Source organism: Kiritimatiellia bacterium (genome assembly GCA_026417735.1).
Lineage (GTDB): Bacteria > Verrucomicrobiota > Kiritimatiellia > PWTM01 > PWTM01 > CAACVY01.
Window position 1 is genome coordinate 177,518 of sequence record JAOACR010000004.1, and the last position, 17,069, is coordinate 194,586.

Consider the following 17,069-nt stretch of genomic DNA (forward strand, 5'->3'; position numbering starts at 1 on the left):
CGCACAGGCCGTCGCAGGTGGTTTGGGAGCCCTTCGGCGGGCCGCCCGTGGCTCCGCGCCGCTGATGGGAGCGAGCAGCGGTGCGCGTGGCCGGAGCATTCACCCTCGCATCGCCTTCGAGGTTTTGCCGGTGCCGCCGTCGTTGCCGGTCCCGTGGACAGTGCCGCGCGGCACAGAAACGCAGGCAGACGGGTGCTCATCGCCGACGGTGGCACCGTCCGGTGACACCATTCGGCGTCGGGGGTCGGACAGTGTGGTTTGGTCGGCGGACGGGGGAAATCAGCGATGAAGTATCGAGAGCTGGGCGACACCGGGATTCGAGTGTCCACAATCGCGCTGGGCACCTGGTCGGCGGGCGGCGGGCCGTGGTGGGGCGAGACGGATGCGGAGGAGGCAGTACGGGCGATCCAGGCTTCCCTGGATGCGGGCGTGAACCTGATCGACACCGCGCCCATGTATGGCTTTGGCCGCGCGGAGGAGCTGATCGCTCGGGCGATCCGTGGCCGGCGAGACCGCGTTGTACTGGCCACAAAGTGTGGGCTCTGGTGGCGCGATGAGCGCGGTAGCCCGTGGTTCGAGCATCAGGGGCGAACGATCCGCCGCTCGCTGCGGCCGGACACGATCCGACTCGAGCTGGAGGACAGCCTGCGGCGTCTGCGCGTGGACTGCATTGATCTTTACCAGACCCACTGGCCCTCAATGCCGCCGGACCTCACCCCCATCGCGGAGACGATGGCGTGTTTGCTGGAGCTCCGCGACCAGGGCAAGATCCGTGCGATCGGCGTTTCGAACGTCACGCCCGCCCAAATCGAGGAATACCTCGCGGTCGGGCCGGTTGCCGCCTGCCAGCCGCGCTATAGTCTGCTTGACCGCCGCATCGAGCGCGACCTGTTGCCGTACTGCCGCGCGCACAACATCGCAACGCTTGTCTATTCCCCGCTCGAACAGGGGCTGCTGACCGGCCGCATCGGCATGGATCGGACGTTTGCGCCGGGTGAATACCGCAACATGATCCCGTGGTTTCGGCCGGCGAACCGACGGCGCGTGCTCGAGCTGTTGGAGGGCTGGCGCGACCTCTGCGAGGCGCACCGGTGCACGATGGGACAGCTGGTGCTGGCCTGCACGGTTGCCCAGCCGGGAATCACCTCCGCGCTGGTGGGCGCCCGCAAAGTCGCGCACGCGGAGGAAAACGCGGCCGCGGGCGATATCGAACTGACGGACGCGGAACTGGCCCGCATGCGCCGTGATGTCGAACTGCTCGGCGAGCCGGTCGAGTGACCCGTTTGGTGCTCTCGCATCGCCCCTCAGCCGCCTTTTGCGCGTCTCCGCCGGGTGCCCGCGGTGGCCGATCGCTTCATGATCGCTTCAGGTTCGAGATGCGATGATCCCGCGCGTGGCCGGCGGAGACGCGTCCCCGGAGCTGGTGTGGGAAACGGCCGGGCGGACGGCGCGGAGCCGGTCGAAGCAGAAGGAGACAAAGGATGAGCGCAAAGGTGTTCGGAATCGCGACCGCGGCCGTGGGGCTGGTCGCTGCACTCGCCCAGGCCCAGGGGCCGGGTGGAGGTCCGGAACGCGGACCCGGCGGCCGACCGGGGTTCGGCCCGCCTCGGGGGCAGTTCGGTCCACCGCCCGGGTTCGTCGCGGGCGAACGCCCCGAAGGCCGCCCAATGCCGCCGCGCCCGCCGCCGCTGTTCGGCATTCTCGACCTGAACAACGACGGTGTGCTGGACGATCACGAGATTCGGGAGGCGCCCGATTCCCTGCGCAAGCTCGATCGTGACGGCGATGGGAAGGTCTCGATTCGCGAGTGCTTCGGCGCGCCGGACCGCCAGCCCGGCGGACCGGAGGCCGGCCCGCGGGGTCCGCGCGGCGACCGTGAGCGGCCCGAAGGCGAAGGCCGCCCGCGGGGACCCCGAGATCGCGAGGAACCGCGAGAGCGTCGCGGGCCGCATGGCGAAGGTGGTGACCAGCCACGGCCGGCGCGCCCGCCTGCGGAATAGCGCCCAACCCGCTGTTCAGATCCGTCCCGTTGACGGGAGGGCGGCGGAGACCGCTCTCCCGTCTTTTGTTCCCGGTGCGCCTCCGCACGCGTGGCAGGGTCAGCGCCGCTCGGATGGCGGCCAGACGTCAACGACGACCCGGCGTCGTCCCCAGCGCAACGCGTCGTCGTGGGAGTAGTGGAAAAGGTCAATCGCGTACCCCCGGATCGCGCTGCCGGTGTCCTCGACCCGTCCCCAGCCGTAGCCGGGCACGCGCAGAATCGTGCCGAACGGCAGAACCGCGGGATCGGCGGCCACCGTGCCGGGGCGGGCAGGCGTGCCGGTGGCGGTGATGCCGACCGCCTTCGGCCGGCCCTTTGAGGGACCCGACGCGATCACCGGCGGACCGAGCCCGAACCACGAGCGCCGCCAGTTGCAGCAACGTCCGCAGGGACAGTACGCGGTGGCCTCGACGATCAACCGACGGGGCCGGCCGAGGTGCTCCGGCGGCACCGAAGGCTCGAACGGCGGCCCACGAACCAGCGGAGTCGCACAGCCGGCCACCAGCAGCGAGGGAACCGCCACCGCCGCTATGCGCCAGCCGGTTGCGGGTTTGTGTTTTGCGGCCACGCGGGGTACATGTGAATCAATTCACAAATGGCGCGTCAATACCTGCAGAGCACGGCAACGGAACATCGGGAGCTGATCGCGATGCGACGGTGGTGGATGACGGCGGTGATCACACTCGCGGCCGCGTGCGGGGTGAGCGCGGGGCCAGAGACGATGAGCGTTCAAGTGCGGGTCGGGCAGGTGCGCGCATCGGCCTCGTACCTTGGTGCGGTCGTTGCGGAGCTGCCCTACGGCACCGCGGTGCAGGTGGATGCTGCCTCCAAACCCTGGATGCGCGTCCGGCTCGCCGATGGCCGCACCGGCTGGATGCACGAGTCGGCGCTGGTGCGCGGTCGGTTGCAGATGAAGGGCGGCAGCGACGTGCAGGCCGGCGCGTCGGTCGGCGAGGTCGCGCTCGCCGCGAAGGGGTTTACGCAACAGGTGGAAAAAGAGTTTCGGCGCCAGAACCCCACACTGAGCTTTGAGTGGGTGGATCGCATGGAAAGCTACCGCGTCACGCCGGCCGAGGCGCAAGCGTTTCTGCGGACCGGCCGGCTGACGCCCGCCGCGGAGGCTTCGCGACCATGAACGCAAGGGCGCGCGCTCTCATGCGTGGCATGGCCGCCGCGCTCCCACTGTTGGGCACGGCCGGCTGTCAGACGATGAAGGCCGTCAGCGAGACCGTCGCGGTCGTCGGTGTCGCGACCGGCGCGGTGACCGAGGAGCAAGCGCAGTCCATCGTCCGCACCGGTGAGGCGCTCGGCTCGGCGATGGAGCAGCTGACGCCGGAAAACGAGTACTGGATCGGCCGGGCGGTGACCGCGACGATCCTCTCGCGCTATCCGCCGCTGGACCGGCCGAACCTGAACCGCTACGTGAATCTGGTGGGTCAGACGCTGGCGCTGTTTTCTGACCGGCCCGAGACGTTCGGTGGCTATCACTTCCTGGTGCTGGATTCCGAGGAGATCAACGCGTTCGCGGGTCCGGGCGGTCTGATCACGGTCACGCGCGGCATGCTGCGGTTGTGCCGCACCGAGGACGAGCTCGCCGCGGTGCTCGCGCACGAGATCGGCCACGTGCAGCACCGACACGGCCTGCAGGCGATCAAGAAGAGCCGTTGGACCGGCGCGTTCACGACGATCGTCGTCGAGGCCGGCAAGACGTTGGGCGGCGCAGATCTGGCCGAGGCGGTGCGCGCGTTCGAGGGCTCGATCAGCGACGTGACGCAGACGCTCGTGAACAGCGGATATGGCCGCGCCGCGGAGCGGGAAGCCGACGCCGCCGCAGTGCGGATTCTGCGCGCGGCCGGATACGACCCGCACGCGCTGGTGACCATGCTCGACGAGATGAAACGCCGGTTGAGACCGGGCGGGCTGGACTTCGCGAAGACCCATCCCGACCCCGCCGACCGGATCCGGGACGTGCTCAAACTCATCGGCGAGGCGCGGGGAACTACAACGACGCCGGCGGAGCGACAGCGGCGGTTCGCCGCCGCAATTGCGGAGCTGTAATTCTCCCCCGGACCACGAGCCGCCTGGCGACCCGCCGTCAGCCGCCGCCGGAGATCGCCGGGTCGGAGGGCAGGCCGATCACCTCGATCACCGCGGCTGCCCTCAGGCGATCGGCCTCTCGGCCGATGCATTCCTCCTTACGCCCGTTCCACAGGCGTTGCTCGATCTCCCGCCACACCTCCGCAAAGGGTGCCGGACCCGCCGGTCGGCGGTCCACGACCCTCACCAGGTGATGGCCGGCAGGGCTCGCAAACACCTCGCTGATGGCCCCCGGCGCGAGGCCGCCGACCGCCGTACGCAGCGCGGACGCGAGGCGTTGCATTTCCTGCCAGCCCAGATCGTCCGCGCTCAGCCATCCGCCCGCCTCACGCGTGATCGCCTCCAGCGGTTCGCCCGCGAGCCAACGCTCCCGCGCGTTGAGCAGCGCCCGTACCCGCTCGTGCGGGCCGGGCCCGCCAGGCCGTGCAGGCAGCGTGATCAGCAACAGGCGGACCTGCTCGTCCCGCTGCAGCTCCTGCGAGTGCTCCGCGTACCAGGCGCGCAGTTCGTCGGTCGTCGGCCGCGGCACCGCCTCACAGAGCTGCTCGAAGAATCGGTCGAGCAGCAACTGTTCCGCGATCGCCTCGCGCATCTGAGCGGTCTCCGCTGCTGTCGGCTCCGGCGAACCGGGCGGCCGTTCCCGACGCCACCGAGTCAGCGCCGACTCGATCTGAGCCGTGGGCACCGGCCCGAGGCGACGGCGGGCCTCCTCGAGCAGCAGCGTGCGCTCGATCGCGTTTTCGACCGCGTCACGTCGAATCCGCTCCCGTTGCGCCGCCAGTTCCTCCGCGGACATCTGCACCGCATACCCGGCGCACAGCGTCCGGTACTCCGAGAGCAGACGCTCGGCGGGCAGTCGCTCACCGTTGATCCGCACTTCGACGGAAGCCAGCCAGCCCGCATCGGCCAGTTCGTTGTTCATGCTCGCACATTGGCGAAGCGATCGACGCCGCGCAAGCCCGGCCGCGCCGCGGTGCCGCTTGCGGCGATCCCGTCGGTGAGGGAAGAATCCGGGTGATGTGTTCGATCGCGATGCGTGGAGCGCTGCCCATGCTGGCGGGACTGCTGGCGGCGGCCGCCGCCGCGGGTGACCCGCTGGCCCGCCGCGTTGCGGTGGTCACCGGTATACCCGGCTGCGTCGCGTTCTGGGATTTCGTACGGCGGGAGCCGGCCCCCCCGCATCGGTTCTGCGCGCATGTGCCAGCCGGTTCCCCCACCGACTATCCGCTGGAGGTGATGAACTACGTGCGCGAGTACTGGGGCGAGGGCCGGGAGGCGACGTGGGACGACATCCCGCAGCTTGGCCGCGGGCCGTTCGGCAACGCGATCCGAATCCGGCGAGAAACCGACCCGATGTTCCGGCCGCTGCTGCTGGTGCCGCGCGAGCGGTTGCAGGACACTCCGCTGGACATCAAGGGCCAGGGCCGCGGCGTGAGCGTGGTGGTCTGGGCGATCCGCGAGAGCGGCAACCACGCGCTGGCGGGCATCTGGCATGAAGGGACGGACCTCAAGCAACCCTCCACCGAAACGATCCGCAAGGTCGTGCGCGGCCAGCGGCAGTATGGCCTGTTCGCGGGGCTGAACATCGAGGGGAGCGCCTGCGGTCACGTCTCCGAAAACGGCGGCGCTTCGTTCCGCAACCGCTACGCGCTGCACAAGTGCAACTCAGCCGGCGTTTCGCCGGCGGTGCCGGCCGACAGCCCCCCCGAGGTGCTCGACTCCGCATGGCAGTGCTTCGCGATGACGTTCGACCCGTCCCGGCAGGAGATCACCGGCTGGCTGAACGGCGAGGCCGGCGACCGATGGCTGGACCACCCCGCGAAGGACCGGCTGATCTCCTCGGTGGTCGAGGCGTGGCGGCAGGGGTGGCTGCACCGCGAGCCCGGTCTGCAGCCCGGCGAGGATCCCGACTACCCGGCTGACCAGTTTTACAATCCGCCCGAGCAGGAACCGATCGCGCTCCGGGTGCTCGAAGAGCGGGACGATGTGCGCGTGGAGCTGCGCGAGTACCGCTACACGAGGGTGAACGTGACGCTCGTGCGCGAGGGATCGGGCTGGCGAATCGCGGAGCGGGAGCTGGTCGCGCTGCGGCTGAACCCGTGGTGGTATCCCCACGGCATCTGGTCGCCGCCGCCCGGCCTCGGCGGGCCGTTCACGATTGGGCGGGTGATCCACAGTTCGCGCGGTGTCGGGTTCACCGGCTGGATCGGTGGCGTCGCGGTCTACAACCGGGCGCTGACCGCCGACGAGCTGCGCCGTCTCGCCGATCTGCGCCACGGGCCGGTCGCGATGCCGCCGGCCCCGCGTTGAAGTGGCGCATCGCCTGCGCGCCTTGCCACCGCAGTGGTGCTGCAGGATGATCAGTCGCGCGCGGCCCGCGCTCGCGGTGCGCGCGGAGATCCGTTGGATGACAGCCAGTCCAAATCTCCGACGGCGACGGCTCGCCGCGGTGTGGGGGGCAGGTGTCGTGCTCGCGGTGGCGGTATTCACTCCGCTGGTGACACCGGCCGGCCGCATTGAGCCCCGGCTCGCCGCGATGCCGTATACCCTGTGGATGGGCATCCTCGTCGCGGCGATGTTCGTCGGCCTCACCGCGGCCGCGGCGCGGCTGTGCGCGGAGGAAGACGCCGACGGCAACGGAGCCCCGCGATGAGCCTGCGGGGATGGGTCTACCTGCTCGGCGGCGTGTACCTCGGGCTGCTGGCGCTGGCCGCGCGCGCATCGTGGCGGCGCCACCGCAGCACGGACGAATTCATGTTCGCGGGCCGCAGCCTCGGCGTGCGGCTCGGCGTGTTGACGTATGCGGCCGCGCTGTTCAGCGCGTTCACATTTCAGGGCATGCCGGACTTCTTCCGCACGCACGGCGTCGCCGCATGGATTTTTCTGGCGGTGTCGGACGGCATGATGGTGCTGCTGATTGTGGCGTTCGGCCGAGCAATCCGTCGGCGCGTCCGCGAGCTGGGCTTCGACGGGGTGGCGGGGCTGATGAGCGCCGCCTACCGCTGGCGTCCGGCGGGTTGGGCGATGTTCGCCAGCTCGTTCATCTTCCTGGTCCCCTACGTCGCGATTCAGATCCGCGGCATTGCGATCTTCCTGCGCAGCACGTTCCCGGATCTGCTCGCGCCATGGCAGTGGGCGGCGCTGATTGTGCTGATCATGCTCGCGTTCAGCGAACTCGGCGGTTTTCGTGCGATCGTCTTCGCGGACGCGATCCAGGGACTCTCGCTGCTGTTGATCCTGTGGGCGATCGGGCTGGCGTGCGTGCGCGCCGCAGGCGGCTGGGTCGCGCTGTGGGACGGGATGCTGGCGACGGATCCGGCCCTCGGTTCCGCGCCAGGTCCGAAGGGGCTCTTCACCACGCAGTTTCTGATCGCCTCCGCGGTCGCGATTGTGATGATCCCGGTCACGCAGCCGCAGTTGACGACGCGGCTGGTGGTGATGAAGAGCACGGCGGCGATGTATCGGATGGCGGTGTCGGTGGGGGTGTTCGCGATTCTGGTGATCTTCCCCACCGCGCTGATCGGCGCGCTCGGCGCGGCGCGTTATGCGGGCCTGCCGACTGATCGCTTTCTGGGCGCCGCGCTGTTGCATGACCGCGCGCCCTGGCTCGGAGGACTCTCGCTGGTGGGGCTGTTTGCGGCGGGCCTTTCGACCACGAACGCGCAGCTGTTTGCGCTGGGGGCGGAGCTTCGCTCGATGCTGCACGGCAGCGATCGCGGCGTGATGGCCGCGACGCGCGTCGCCATTCTGGTGTTCGCGGGCATCGTATTTGCGTTTTCGGTGGTGATGAGCGACCAGCTCGTGCTGCTGGCCCGCACCAGTTTCTCCGGCACCTCGATGATGGCGCCGATGGTGCTCGGCGCGGTGACGCTGCGCCAGCCGCCCCGCTCCCTGGTCGCGATGTCCTTCGCCGCGATGTTGATCTTTTTCGCCTCTCAGCTGGCTGTTGTGCCGGCCGCGGTCGGGGGCTGGCGGCTCGACCTGGTGCTGGCCGCCGTGCTGGCCGCGGGCGCGACGCCGGTGATCTTGGCGGCCCGACGCCGCGAGGCCGCCGCCGCGCGCGGTTGACAACCGCCCGCCCGCTCCCTATCCTGCGCCGTTCGCGTTGAGTCCGGAGGACGTTGCAACGAGCATGAAAACAACGATGGCGCACGGGCCGAGCGTGACGCACCCGTGGAAGCTGGTGGACGCCGAAGGGCAGCCGGTTGGCCGGCTCGCCGTCGCGGTCGCGAACCTGCTCCGCGGCAAGGACCGGCCCGACTACACGCCGCACGTCTGCACCGGCGCAATGGTCGTGGTGATCAACGCGGCGAAGATCCGCTTCACCGGCACGAAGGAAACCGCGAAGATCTACACGCGGTACAGCGGCTACCCCGGCGGGCTGAAGCGGTTCACGCCCGCGATGGTCCGCGCGAAGAATCCCGCGTTCATCCTGCGCCATGCGGTCAGCGGCATGCTCCCGAAGAATCACACCCGCGCGGTCTTGCTGCGCCGGCTGAAGATCTATCCCGGCGCGGAGCACCCGCACGCGGCGCAGAAGCCGGAGCCGGTCACGCTCCGTGGCTAGGAGGATTCGCAGGTGACGACCACCACCGTCAGCCCCGTGAGCGCGGCGACCGGCCGGCGCAAGACTGCCGTCGCACGTGTGCGGCTGTTCCCCGGCGAAGGCCGGTATTCGATCAACGGGCGCCCGTTCGAGGAATACTTCAAGATCCCCGCGCTGCGGCCGTATGTGGAGCAGCCGCTGGCGCTGACCGAACGGCTTGGACGCTTTGACGTCGTCGCGACGGTTCGCGGCGGTGGCATCACCGGTCAGGCCGGCGCGCTGCGGCATGCGATTTCGCGCGCACTGGTCGCCGCGGAACCGGAGCTGCGCCCAATTCTGAAGAAGGCCGGCTGTCTGACGCGCGACCCGAGGATGAAGGAGCGCAAGAAGGCGGGGCAGCCGGGCGCCCGCAAGCGGTTCCAGTTCTCGAAGCGCTGATCCTTCCAGGCGCCCGAGCCGCCGGCCCCGAATGTCCCCTCCGGACGTTCGGGGTCGTTGCTTGGACGGAGGCATGACGACGATGCGACAGATCCGATCGACCCCACCCCTCGGCACGGAAGAGCTCCGGTTGCCCGCCGGCTACCGCGCCGCCGGTGTCGCGGCCGGCATCAAGGCCGGCGCAGAACGGCCCGACATGGCGCTGATCGTCTCCGACCAGCCCGCGGTGGTCGCCGGCGTCTTCACGACCAACCAGGTCCAGGCCGCACCGGTGCGACTGGACCGAGAACACCTGCGCGGCCGCATCGCGCGCGCGATCGTGGTGAACAGCGGAAATGCGAACGCCTGCACCGGGCCACGCGGCCGTCGCGATGCGCTCCGCATGGCCGCGGAAACCGCCCGGCGGCTCGGCGTGCCGGTGCGGCAGGTGTTCGTTTGCTCCACCGGCACGATCGGGGTTCCCCTGCCGATGGACCGGGTGTTGGTCGGCATCGAGCGGCTCGTCGCGCAGTTGTCGCCCGACGGCGCCGAGGCCGCCGCCACCGCGATCCTCACCACCGACACCCGCCCGAAGCGCTGGACTGTGCCGCTTTCGATTGGCGGCCGGCCGGCGATCGTCGCGGGGTTCGCGAAGGGGGCCGGCATGATCGAGCCGCGTATGGCGACGATGCTCGCGTTTTTGCTCACCGACGTCGCCGCGCCGGCCGGTGCGCTGCAGCGACTGCTGCGCGCGGCAGCGGACGAGAGCTTCAACCGCATCACCGTGGACGGCGACCGCAGCACAAACGACACCGCACTGTTGCTGGCCAACGGCGCCTCGGGCATTCGGCTGGCGCCCGGTCGGCCCGGGTGGCGCGAGTTCGAAAGGGCGGTACGCGCAACGGCCCGCGCGCTCGCGCGGATGATCGTCGCCGACGGAGAGGGTGCCACCCGCTTCATCACGGTCCGCGTGCGCGGCGCCCGCTCCGACCGCGAGGCGGACCTCGCCGCGCGCAGCGTCGCGAACTCGCTGCTGGTGAAGACCGCCTGGGCAGGGCCGAACGCGAACTGGGGCCGCGTGATGGATGCGCTCGGCTACTCCGCCGCGAAGGTCGTCGAGTCCCGCGTTGCGATCTGGTTCGACGGGCTGTGCGCGGTGCGGCGCGGCGCGCCAGGCCCGGCAACGCGCGAGCAGCTCCGCGAGGTGATCGCGCGGCCCGAGTTCACCGTGGAGATCGACCTCGGCCTCGGCCGCGGCCGCGCGGAGATCTGGACCTGCAACTGTACGGAGGAGTACGTTCGAATCAACATGTAGCCGGACGCGGGGGCCGGCGCGGAGGTGGGATGCAACTGCTCGTGGAAAAAGCGGCGGTGCTGATCGAGGCGCTGCCCTATCTCCAGAAGTTTCACGGCGAGACGATCGTCGTGAAGTTCGGCGGCAGCATCATGGACAACGAGGGGGGGGTGCGCGCGATCCTGCAGGACGTCGCGTTCATGGCGGTGGTCGGGCTGCGACCGGTGCTGGTGCACGGTGGCGGCAAGGCGATCTCCCAGAAGATGAAAGCCGCGGGCCTGACGCCGGAGTTTCGGCTCGGACTGCGCGTCACCGACGAGGCGACGATCCGGATCGTCGAGCAGACCCTGAACCAGGAGATCAACCCCCACATGGTGCGGCTGCTGCGCGAGTTCGACTGTAAGGCCCGTGGCATTCACGGCGAGGACATCCTGCAGGTCCGGCCGAAGACGGGCCGCGACCCGGCCACCGGGCAGGTCGTGTCGTGGGGGTACGTCGGCGAAGTGGTCGAGGTGGACGTTGAGCCGGTGCTCGCGTTTCTGGCGGCGGGCATCGTACCGCTGATCACGCCGCTCGGCCGCGGGCCTGATCGGCGGGTGTACAACGTGAACGCGGACGAGGTGGCCTCCGCGATCGCGCGCGCGCTGCGGGCACGCAAACTCGTGTTTCTGTCCGACGTACCGGGTCTGCTCGCGGACCCGTCCGACCCGACCAGCATCATCTCGAGCGTGCGCGCGGACGAGATCGACCGTCTCGTTGAGCGCGGCGTGATATCGGGGGGGATGCTTCCGAAAATCGGCGGCGCGCTCGAAGCGGTCCGCGCCGGCGTCGCGAAGGTGCACATCATTGATTCGTTTCTGCCCCATTCACTGCTGCTGGAGCTGTTCACCGACCGTGGCGTCGGCACCGAGATCGTCGGCGGCGACGTGAACGGCGCGCGGGAGGGCACATGAGCGCAGAATCTCCGGAGGGTCTTGCAGCCGGCGAAATCGAGGCGTTGTACCGGCGGTACGTGCTGACCACCTATGCGCCGGCGAGCCTCGCGCTCGCGCGCGGGCGCGGCGCGTGGGTGTGGGATGTGGCGGGGCGTCGCTATCTCGACTTTCTCTCCGGCATCGCGGTCACCGGTGTCGGGCACGCGCATCCGACGCTGGTGCGCGCGATCCGGCGTCAGGCGGGCCGCCTGATGCACACCTCGAACCTCTTCTACCACGAGCCGCAGGCGCGTCTCGCCGAGGCGCTGGCGACTCGCTCGATGGGCGGGGGATGTTTCTTCTGCAACTCCGGCGCGGAGGCGAACGAAGCGCTCATCAAGCTCGCACGACTGTGGGGCTCGCAGAACGGCGGCCGCTGGCGGATCGTCACGATGCGCAACTCGTTTCACGGCCGCACGCTCGCGACGCTCACCGCGACCGGCCAGGCGAAGGTGCAGCGTGGCTTCGAACCGTTGCCGGATGGCTTCGACTACGCAGACTTCAACGATCTGGACTCCGTGCGCGCGGCCATCAGCGAGCAAACCGCCGCAGTGCTTGTGGAAGCGATCCAGGGTGAGGGCGGCATCGTGCCGGCCACCGAACGGTTCTTGAGCGGGCTGCGGCGGCTGTGCACCGAGAGCGGCGTGCTTCTGATGATGGATGAGGTGCAGTGCGGTATGGGCCGAACCGGGCGCTGGTGGGCGTGGCAGGCGTACGGGATCGAACCGGATGCGTTTTCGATCGCGAAGGGACTCGGCGGAGGCTTTCCGATCGGCGCAATTGTGGTCGCGCCGGGCCTCACACAGGTGTTTCAGCCCGGCACTCACGCTTCGACCTTCGGAGGAACCCCGCTGGCCTGCGTCGCCGCGCTCGCGGTGATCCGGATCATCGAGGAGGAAGGCCTGCTCGAGAACGCCGCGCGGCGCGGCGAACAGTTCATGGAGGGCCTGCGCGAGCTTCAAAAGCGACATGCCGCGCTCGTTGAAGTGCGCGGTCGCGGCCTGATGGTCGGATTGGTGCTCGACCGTCCGGCCAAACCGTTCGAAGCACGGCTGCGCGAGCTGGGGCTGCTGTCGCTGGCCACCGCGGAGCGGGTGATCCGGTTCCTGCCGCCGCTGACCATCCGCGAACGGGAGGTCGAGCGCGCATTGAGCATCGTCGCCCGCGCATGCCGGGACCTGTGACGCCGCCGCACCACGAATCGGCGCCGCTGCGAGTGATCGCGGCCGACCCGGCCGCTCGCCGGCGGTTCAACCGCCTGCTGTTCGATATGCTCGCGCCCCGCTACGACCGTCAGAATCGTTGGATCTCGTTTGGTCGCGACCCGCACTGGAAGCATCGCCTGATCGCGTCGCTGCCGACCGCGCCGAACCTGGACGCGGTCGACCTCGCCTGCGGCACCGGTGACCTCACGCGGCGCCTGGCCAGCCGCTACCCGAGCGGGACGGTGACCGGCGTGGACCTGAGCCCCGCGATGCTCGACCTCGCCCGGCGAAGCGACCGGAGCGGCCGCATCCGTTGGATTTGTGCGGACATGAGCCGTACCGGCCTGCCCGATCGCTGCGCGGACGTGGTCACCGGCGCATGGGCATTGCGGCTGGCCGAGTCGGTGGAGGCCGGTCTGAGGGAGAGCGCGCGCCTGCTGCGACCCGGTGGCACCGCCGCGTTTCTGGACTTTGCGCGTCCCGACTCCGCGCTCGGCAACGCGCTGCTGTTCACCCTGCTTGGGGTCTGGAGCCTTCTGGCCAGCATATTGATCTGCGGTCACACGCGCGCCCACACGTGGATTCCGGTCACACTGCGCGATGTGCCCCCACGCCGCGAACTGCACCGTTGCTTTCAGCGCTGCGGGTTTGCGGAGATCCGTCGTGTCTCTGCCTTCTTTGGCGCAGTGGACCTGTGGACCGCACGGCGGTGTCCGCAGGGTTGAGCCGGCTGGCGCGCGATGAACAATGTGATGTACCCCTCCTTCGTTGTTTCCCGTATGAAGACGATTACACTCCTAATCTTCGGCGTTGTGTTCGCACTGGGGGCCCTGGCCTGGGCGGCGGAAAGCGCGCCGGGACGGTTGATTCCGCTGTGTGATCTTTCGGGCGGCGACGGCCGACCGCCCGAGGAGATCGGCCTCTACGGCCACGGGCATAACGAGCCGCCGGAGCCATGGCGGACGCGTCTGCTCGATGTGGTCCGCACGATCCGCCCCCGCGATCGCGAGGGCCGGCCGGCGGCGGACGGGCGCATCGTGCTCACTGCGTTCAGCATGTCGAACGCCTCGATGGAATTCGAACTTTTCGAGACGGTCGCGATGCTGGCGGCCGAGCGTTCTCCCTCGGTCGCGGTCGTCAACTGCGCGCAGGGAGGACAGGCGATGGCAGAGTGGGCGGATCCGGCGGCAAGACCGTGGGCAGTGGCGGCGGAACGCCTAGAGCGCGCCGGCGTGACAACCGCGCAGGTCCAGGCCGCGTGGGTGAAGCTCGCGAACATCTGCCGCGGAGAATCGCCAGAGGAGTACGCCGCGAAACTCGAGCAAGACACGGTCGCGGTGTTGCGATCCGCGAAGCTGCGATGTCCGAACCTTGCGATCGTCTACCTCGGCAGTCGCATCTATGGCGGCTACGCGACCACTCGGCTCAATCCGGAGCCGTTCGCATACGAAAGCGGCCGTGTCGCCCGCCGCATCCTTCAGCGCCAGATGCGGGGCGATGCGGCGCTGAATCCCGATCCCGCGCGGGGCCAGGTGCGGGCGCCCTGGCTATGCTGGGGCCCCTATCTCTGGGCGGACGGCGAGAGGGGACGCGCGGCGGATGACCTCGTTTGGCGACGCGGCGACTTCGTCGCGGATGGCACGCATCCCTCCCCCGCCGGCTGCGCCAAGGTGGCAGAGCAGCTGATGGAGTTTTTCCTCCGCAACCCGCTCGCACGGCCGTGGTTTGTGAAAAACCCCTGACAGTTTAGCTGCGACGGCGCACACGCCGTTCAACCCTCTCGCGGAGTTCGCAGCGGCGCGGTCGGGGCCCACGTATGGGGCCGTCGGCAGCGGGGCTGGCGTGCCGGCAGAAGCGTCAGGGCGCTCGCGCGGGCGGCCCTACGCCGCCGCATCGCTCCGCCCGTTCGATTGACAGCGCCGCACCATTACGGGATATCCCACACCGCAAGAGGACCACCCGCATGCATGAGCGAACACTGGCCACGCAGACCATCTACGACGGACGCGTCGTACGGCTGGAGGTGACGGAGGTCGAACTGGCGGACGGACGCCGGTCGGTCCGCGAGATCGTGCGGCACGCGCCGGCCGTCGCGGTGTTGCCCCGGCTGCCCGACGGCGACTTTCTGCTGGTGCGCCAGTATCGCAAGGCGGTGGAGGCTGAGGTGATCGAGCTGTGTGCGGGTCTCTGCGAGCCGGGTGAGGCGCCGGAGGCGGCGGCGCGACGCGAGCTGCTCGAGGAGACCGGCCGCACTGCGAGGCTCCTGCGGCATCTCGGCCGCGTGCTCGCCTCCCCCGGCTACACCGACGAGTGGATCGATCTGTTCTTTGCGGAGTGCGACGGTTCCAGCACCGAAGCCGACTGGGACGCGGACGAGCACCTCGAGCTGGTGCGATTCCGCCCGGAGGAGCTGCGACGGGCGCTGCGTGACAACGTGATCCGCGACGGCAAGACGCTGGCGGCCTGGGCGCTCGCGGAACTGAAGGGCTGGCTCGATGCCGGTGGACTTTGATCGCGATCTGAACCCGGAGCAGCGCGCTGCCGCGCTCGCGCCGGACGGACCGGTGCTGGTGATCGCCGCGGCCGGCACCGGCAAAACGCGCACGCTCACCTACCGCGTCGCGCATCTGGTCGAGCGCGGCGTGCCACCGGAGCGGATCCTGCTGCTCACCTTCACCAACCGGGCTGCCCGCGAGATGCTCGACCGCGCACGGCGCCTTGTCGGCGAAGCGGTCGGCGGCGTCTGGGGCGGCACGTTCCACCACTTCGCCCACCGGCTGCTGCGGCGGCACGGCGCCCGCATCGGCCTTGATCCGGCCTTCGTGATCCTCGACGACGACGACGCGCAGTCGGTGCTGCGACGCGCGACCGCGGAAGCGCGACGGGCTCACCCCCACTTTCCGAAGGTCGAGGTGCTGCACGACGCGATCAGCCTGGCGCGGAACCGCGGAGAGGATCCGCTCGTCGCGGTGCCCGAACGGTTCGCGGAGCTGCCGGTGCCGCCAGAGGTCATCGTCGCGGCGGTCCGCGACTACGCGGCCGCGAAGCGGGCGGTCCGCGGCGTGGACTTCGACGACCTGCTCGAGTTCGCGCTCGTGCTGTTCCAGCAGGCGCCGGACGTGCTGGAGCGCTATCGGGAACAGTTTCAGCACGTGCTGGTGGACGAGTATCAGGACACCAATCCGATCCAGGCGCGGCTGGTGGACGAGGTCGCTGCGCGGCACCGGAACCTGCTGGTGGTCGGCGACGACTTCCAGAGCATCTACTCGTGGCGCGGCGCGGACTATCGTCATTTTCTCTCTTTTCCGCAGCGCTATCCGGACGCCTTTGTGGTGCGGCTTGAAACCAACTACCGCAGCGTGCCCGGGATTCTCGCGGTCGCGAACGCCTGCATCGCGGGCAACCCGGACCAGTTCCAGAAGACGCTGCGGCCGGTGCGCGGCGAGGACCTCGCGCCGTACCGCGCCGACCTGCGCGACGGCGCGCAGCAGGCGCGCTTCGTGCGCGAGACCGCGGAAGAGCTGCACGCGGCCGGCTATGCCTGGCGCGACATCGCGGTGCTCTATCGCTCCCACTACCACGCGCTCGAACTGCAGTTGGAGCTGCAGCGGGCGCGGGTCCCCTTCCGGATCGTCTCCGGCGTGCGATTCTTCGAGCAGGCGCACATCAAGGACGTGCTCGCGCCGCTGCGGCTGGCGGTGGACCCGACCGACGCGCTCGCGTTCGTGCGCCTGCTGCCGCTGCTGCCGCGCGTCGGCGAGGCGACCGCGCGCGCGTTGTGGCGCCGGCTCGGCGGACGGTGGTCGCCGATGGTCGAGGAAGACCGCCGGCGGCTCGCCGCCGCACTGCCGGAGGCGGCTGCGGCCGACTGGGCCGCGTGGGCGGAGGCGTTCGCGGGCGCCGACCCCGCGCAACCGGCGGAGCTGATCCACCGCTTCACCGAGGCGTTCTACGCGCGCCACCTTCGCGAGACCTTCGAAGACCCCGAGCGCCGTCGCGAGGACATCGAGGAGCTGGAACGTTTCATCGCGCGCTTCCGCAGCGCCGCGGAGTTTCTGGAGGAGGTCGCGCTGCTGACGAACGTGGACACCGCCGCGCCGGCGGACGAGCCGGACGCGGAGGACCGCCTGCTGTTGACCACCGTGCACCAGGCAAAGGGCCTCGAGTGGCCGGTGGTGTTTGTGGTGTGGCTCGCGGAGGGCATGTTTCCCTCCGGGCGCGCGGTCGCGGACGACGGCCGCGAGGGCCTCGCGGAGGAGCGCCGGCTGTTCTACGTGGCGGTCACGCGCGCGCGCGACCACCTGTTTCTCTGCGTGCCCCGCATGCGGCTGGCGCGGGACCAGTCGCCGCAGTTCTACTCCCCGTCGCGCTTTTTGCAGGAATTGCCGCCCGGCCTGCTGCAGCGTGTCTCGCTGCGCGCGTTCTGAACTGCTGGGGCACTTGCGCGGCGGGCGCGCGGGCGTACACTGCGGCGCGGCCGGTGCGATGGCGCCGG

General features: G+C 69.9%; 18 protein-coding genes. 16 read left to right on the top strand and 2 right to left on the bottom strand.

Annotated features, from left to right (window positions below; genetic code table 11):
- Positions 1–285 precede the first annotated feature (285 nt).
- Together N2652_02035 and N2652_02040 are read left to right on the top strand one after the other, a co-directional pair.
- The gene (locus tag N2652_02035) at positions 286–1,278 is read left to right on the top strand and encodes an aldo/keto reductase (protein ID MCX7817983.1); all 993 of its coding nucleotides are present in this window, start codon (positions 286–288) and stop codon (positions 1,276–1,278) included.
- A gap of 203 nt (positions 1,279–1,481) precedes the next feature.
- Positions 1,482–2,000: a hypothetical protein gene (locus tag N2652_02040; GenBank protein MCX7817984.1), complete on the top strand. Its 519-nt coding sequence runs from the start codon at positions 1,482–1,484 to the stop codon at positions 1,998–2,000.
- Positions 2,001–2,099: 99 nt separating this feature from the next.
- Here the strand turns inward: N2652_02040 and N2652_02045 are convergent, their stop codons facing one another.
- Positions 2,100–2,609 carry a 3D domain-containing protein gene (locus tag N2652_02045; GenBank protein ID MCX7817985.1) on the bottom strand — a complete coding sequence of 170 codons (510 nt, stop codon included), beginning with the start codon at positions 2,607–2,609 and terminating at the stop codon, positions 2,100–2,102.
- 27 nt (positions 2,610–2,636) lie between these two features.
- On the opposite strand from N2652_02045, the gene N2652_02050 reads away from it, so the two are divergent.
- Together N2652_02050 and N2652_02055 are read left to right on the top strand one after the other, a co-directional pair.
- Complete coding sequence (locus tag N2652_02050; protein ID MCX7817986.1) at positions 2,637–3,176, top strand: SH3 domain-containing protein; 540 nt, start codon at positions 2,637–2,639, stop codon at positions 3,174–3,176.
- Entirely contained in the window at positions 3,173–4,099 is a 927-nt protein-coding gene (locus N2652_02055; protein MCX7817987.1) for a M48 family metalloprotease, read from the top strand. Before N2652_02050 ends, N2652_02055 begins: the two co-directional genes overlap by 4 nt.
- 37 nt (positions 4,100–4,136) lie before the next feature.
- Here N2652_02055 and N2652_02060 read toward each other — a convergent pair whose 3' ends face one another.
- Entirely contained in the window at positions 4,137–5,060 is a 924-nt protein-coding gene (locus N2652_02060; protein ID MCX7817988.1) for a peptidylprolyl isomerase, read from the bottom strand.
- 92 nt (positions 5,061–5,152) lie between these two features.
- Between N2652_02060 and N2652_02065 the strand changes: the two genes are divergently transcribed.
- From N2652_02065 to N2652_02120, 12 genes are all read left to right on the top strand, one after another.
- Positions 5,153–6,448: a LamG domain-containing protein gene (locus N2652_02065; GenBank protein MCX7817989.1), complete on the top strand. Its 1,296-nt coding sequence runs from the start codon at positions 5,153–5,155 to the stop codon at positions 6,446–6,448.
- A gap of 46 nt (positions 6,449–6,494) precedes the next feature.
- Positions 6,495–6,791, top strand: coding sequence for a hypothetical protein (locus N2652_02070; GenBank protein ID MCX7817990.1), 297 nt, complete (start codon positions 6,495–6,497; stop codon positions 6,789–6,791).
- Positions 6,788–8,206: a sodium:solute symporter family protein gene (locus N2652_02075; GenBank protein MCX7817991.1), complete on the top strand. Its 1,419-nt coding sequence runs from the start codon at positions 6,788–6,790 to the stop codon at positions 8,204–8,206. Before N2652_02070 ends, N2652_02075 begins: the two co-directional genes overlap by 4 nt.
- A gap of 64 nt (positions 8,207–8,270) precedes the next feature.
- Positions 8,271–8,705 (top strand): 50S ribosomal protein L13, encoded by a 435-nt coding sequence (rplM, locus tag N2652_02080; GenBank protein MCX7817992.1) that lies wholly within the window; start codon positions 8,271–8,273, stop codon positions 8,703–8,705.
- A gap of 36 nt (positions 8,706–8,741) precedes the next feature.
- Positions 8,742–9,122 (top strand): 30S ribosomal protein S9, encoded by a 381-nt coding sequence (gene rpsI, locus N2652_02085; GenBank protein ID MCX7817993.1) that lies wholly within the window; start codon positions 8,742–8,744, stop codon positions 9,120–9,122.
- A gap of 73 nt (positions 9,123–9,195) precedes the next feature.
- A complete protein-coding gene (argJ, locus tag N2652_02090; protein ID MCX7817994.1) occupies positions 9,196–10,416 on the top strand; it encodes a bifunctional glutamate N-acetyltransferase/amino-acid acetyltransferase ArgJ in 1,221 nt (406 codons plus the stop codon).
- Positions 10,417–10,445: 29 nt separating this feature from the next.
- A complete protein-coding gene (gene argB, locus N2652_02095; GenBank protein MCX7817995.1) occupies positions 10,446–11,348 on the top strand; it encodes an acetylglutamate kinase in 903 nt (300 codons plus the stop codon).
- Positions 11,345–12,553, top strand: a complete 1,209-nt coding sequence (locus N2652_02100; GenBank protein ID MCX7817996.1) for an aspartate aminotransferase family protein — start codon at positions 11,345–11,347, stop codon at positions 12,551–12,553. Before argB ends, N2652_02100 begins: the two co-directional genes overlap by 4 nt.
- Positions 12,538–13,299: a class I SAM-dependent methyltransferase gene (locus N2652_02105; GenBank protein MCX7817997.1), complete on the top strand. Its 762-nt coding sequence runs from the start codon at positions 12,538–12,540 to the stop codon at positions 13,297–13,299. The genes N2652_02100 and N2652_02105 overlap by 16 nt, the downstream gene beginning before the upstream one ends.
- Positions 13,300–13,353: 54 nt before the next feature.
- Positions 13,354–14,316, top strand: coding sequence for a hypothetical protein (locus N2652_02110; GenBank protein ID MCX7817998.1), 963 nt, complete (start codon positions 13,354–13,356; stop codon positions 14,314–14,316).
- A gap of 221 nt (positions 14,317–14,537) precedes the next feature.
- Positions 14,538–15,086 carry an NUDIX hydrolase gene (locus N2652_02115; GenBank protein MCX7817999.1) on the top strand — a complete coding sequence of 183 codons (549 nt, stop codon included), beginning with the start codon at positions 14,538–14,540 and terminating at the stop codon, positions 15,084–15,086.
- Positions 15,070–17,001 (top strand): ATP-dependent helicase, encoded by a 1,932-nt coding sequence (locus N2652_02120; protein ID MCX7818000.1) that lies wholly within the window; start codon positions 15,070–15,072, stop codon positions 16,999–17,001. The genes N2652_02115 and N2652_02120 overlap by 17 nt, the downstream gene beginning before the upstream one ends.
- Positions 17,002–17,069: the final 68 nt, after the last annotated feature.

Excerpts from the sequence above, each read along its gene's own strand:
- N2652_02070 (MCX7817990.1), top strand. The coding sequence starts at position 6,495 with ATGATCAGTCGCGCGCGGCCCGCGCTCGCGGTGCGCGCGGAGATCCGT.
- N2652_02115 (MCX7817999.1), top strand. The coding sequence starts at position 14,538 with ATGCATGAGCGAACACTGGCCACGCAGACCATCTACGACGGACGCGTC.
- N2652_02050 (MCX7817986.1), top strand. The coding sequence starts at position 2,637 with ATGGCGCGTCAATACCTGCAGAGCACGGCAACGGAACATCGGGAGCTG.
- N2652_02120 (MCX7818000.1), top strand. The coding sequence starts at position 15,070 with ATGCCGGTGGACTTTGATCGCGATCTGAACCCGGAGCAGCGCGCTGCC.
- argJ (MCX7817994.1), top strand. The coding sequence starts at position 9,196 with ATGACGACGATGCGACAGATCCGATCGACCCCACCCCTCGGCACGGAA.
- argB (MCX7817995.1), top strand. The coding sequence starts at position 10,446 with ATGCAACTGCTCGTGGAAAAAGCGGCGGTGCTGATCGAGGCGCTGCCC.
- N2652_02055 (MCX7817987.1), top strand. The coding sequence starts at position 3,173 with ATGAACGCAAGGGCGCGCGCTCTCATGCGTGGCATGGCCGCCGCGCTC.
- N2652_02060 (MCX7817988.1), bottom strand. The coding sequence starts at position 5,060 with ATGAACAACGAACTGGCCGATGCGGGCTGGCTGGCTTCCGTCGAAGTG.
- N2652_02105 (MCX7817997.1), top strand. The coding sequence starts at position 12,538 with ATGCCGGGACCTGTGACGCCGCCGCACCACGAATCGGCGCCGCTGCGA.
- N2652_02035 (MCX7817983.1), top strand. The coding sequence starts at position 286 with ATGAAGTATCGAGAGCTGGGCGACACCGGGATTCGAGTGTCCACAATC.
- N2652_02110 (MCX7817998.1), top strand. The coding sequence starts at position 13,354 with ATGAAGACGATTACACTCCTAATCTTCGGCGTTGTGTTCGCACTGGGG.
- N2652_02075 (MCX7817991.1), top strand. The coding sequence starts at position 6,788 with ATGAGCCTGCGGGGATGGGTCTACCTGCTCGGCGGCGTGTACCTCGGG.
- N2652_02040 (MCX7817984.1), top strand. The coding sequence starts at position 1,482 with ATGAGCGCAAAGGTGTTCGGAATCGCGACCGCGGCCGTGGGGCTGGTC.
- N2652_02100 (MCX7817996.1), top strand. The coding sequence starts at position 11,345 with ATGAGCGCAGAATCTCCGGAGGGTCTTGCAGCCGGCGAAATCGAGGCG.
- rplM (MCX7817992.1), top strand. The coding sequence starts at position 8,271 with ATGAAAACAACGATGGCGCACGGGCCGAGCGTGACGCACCCGTGGAAG.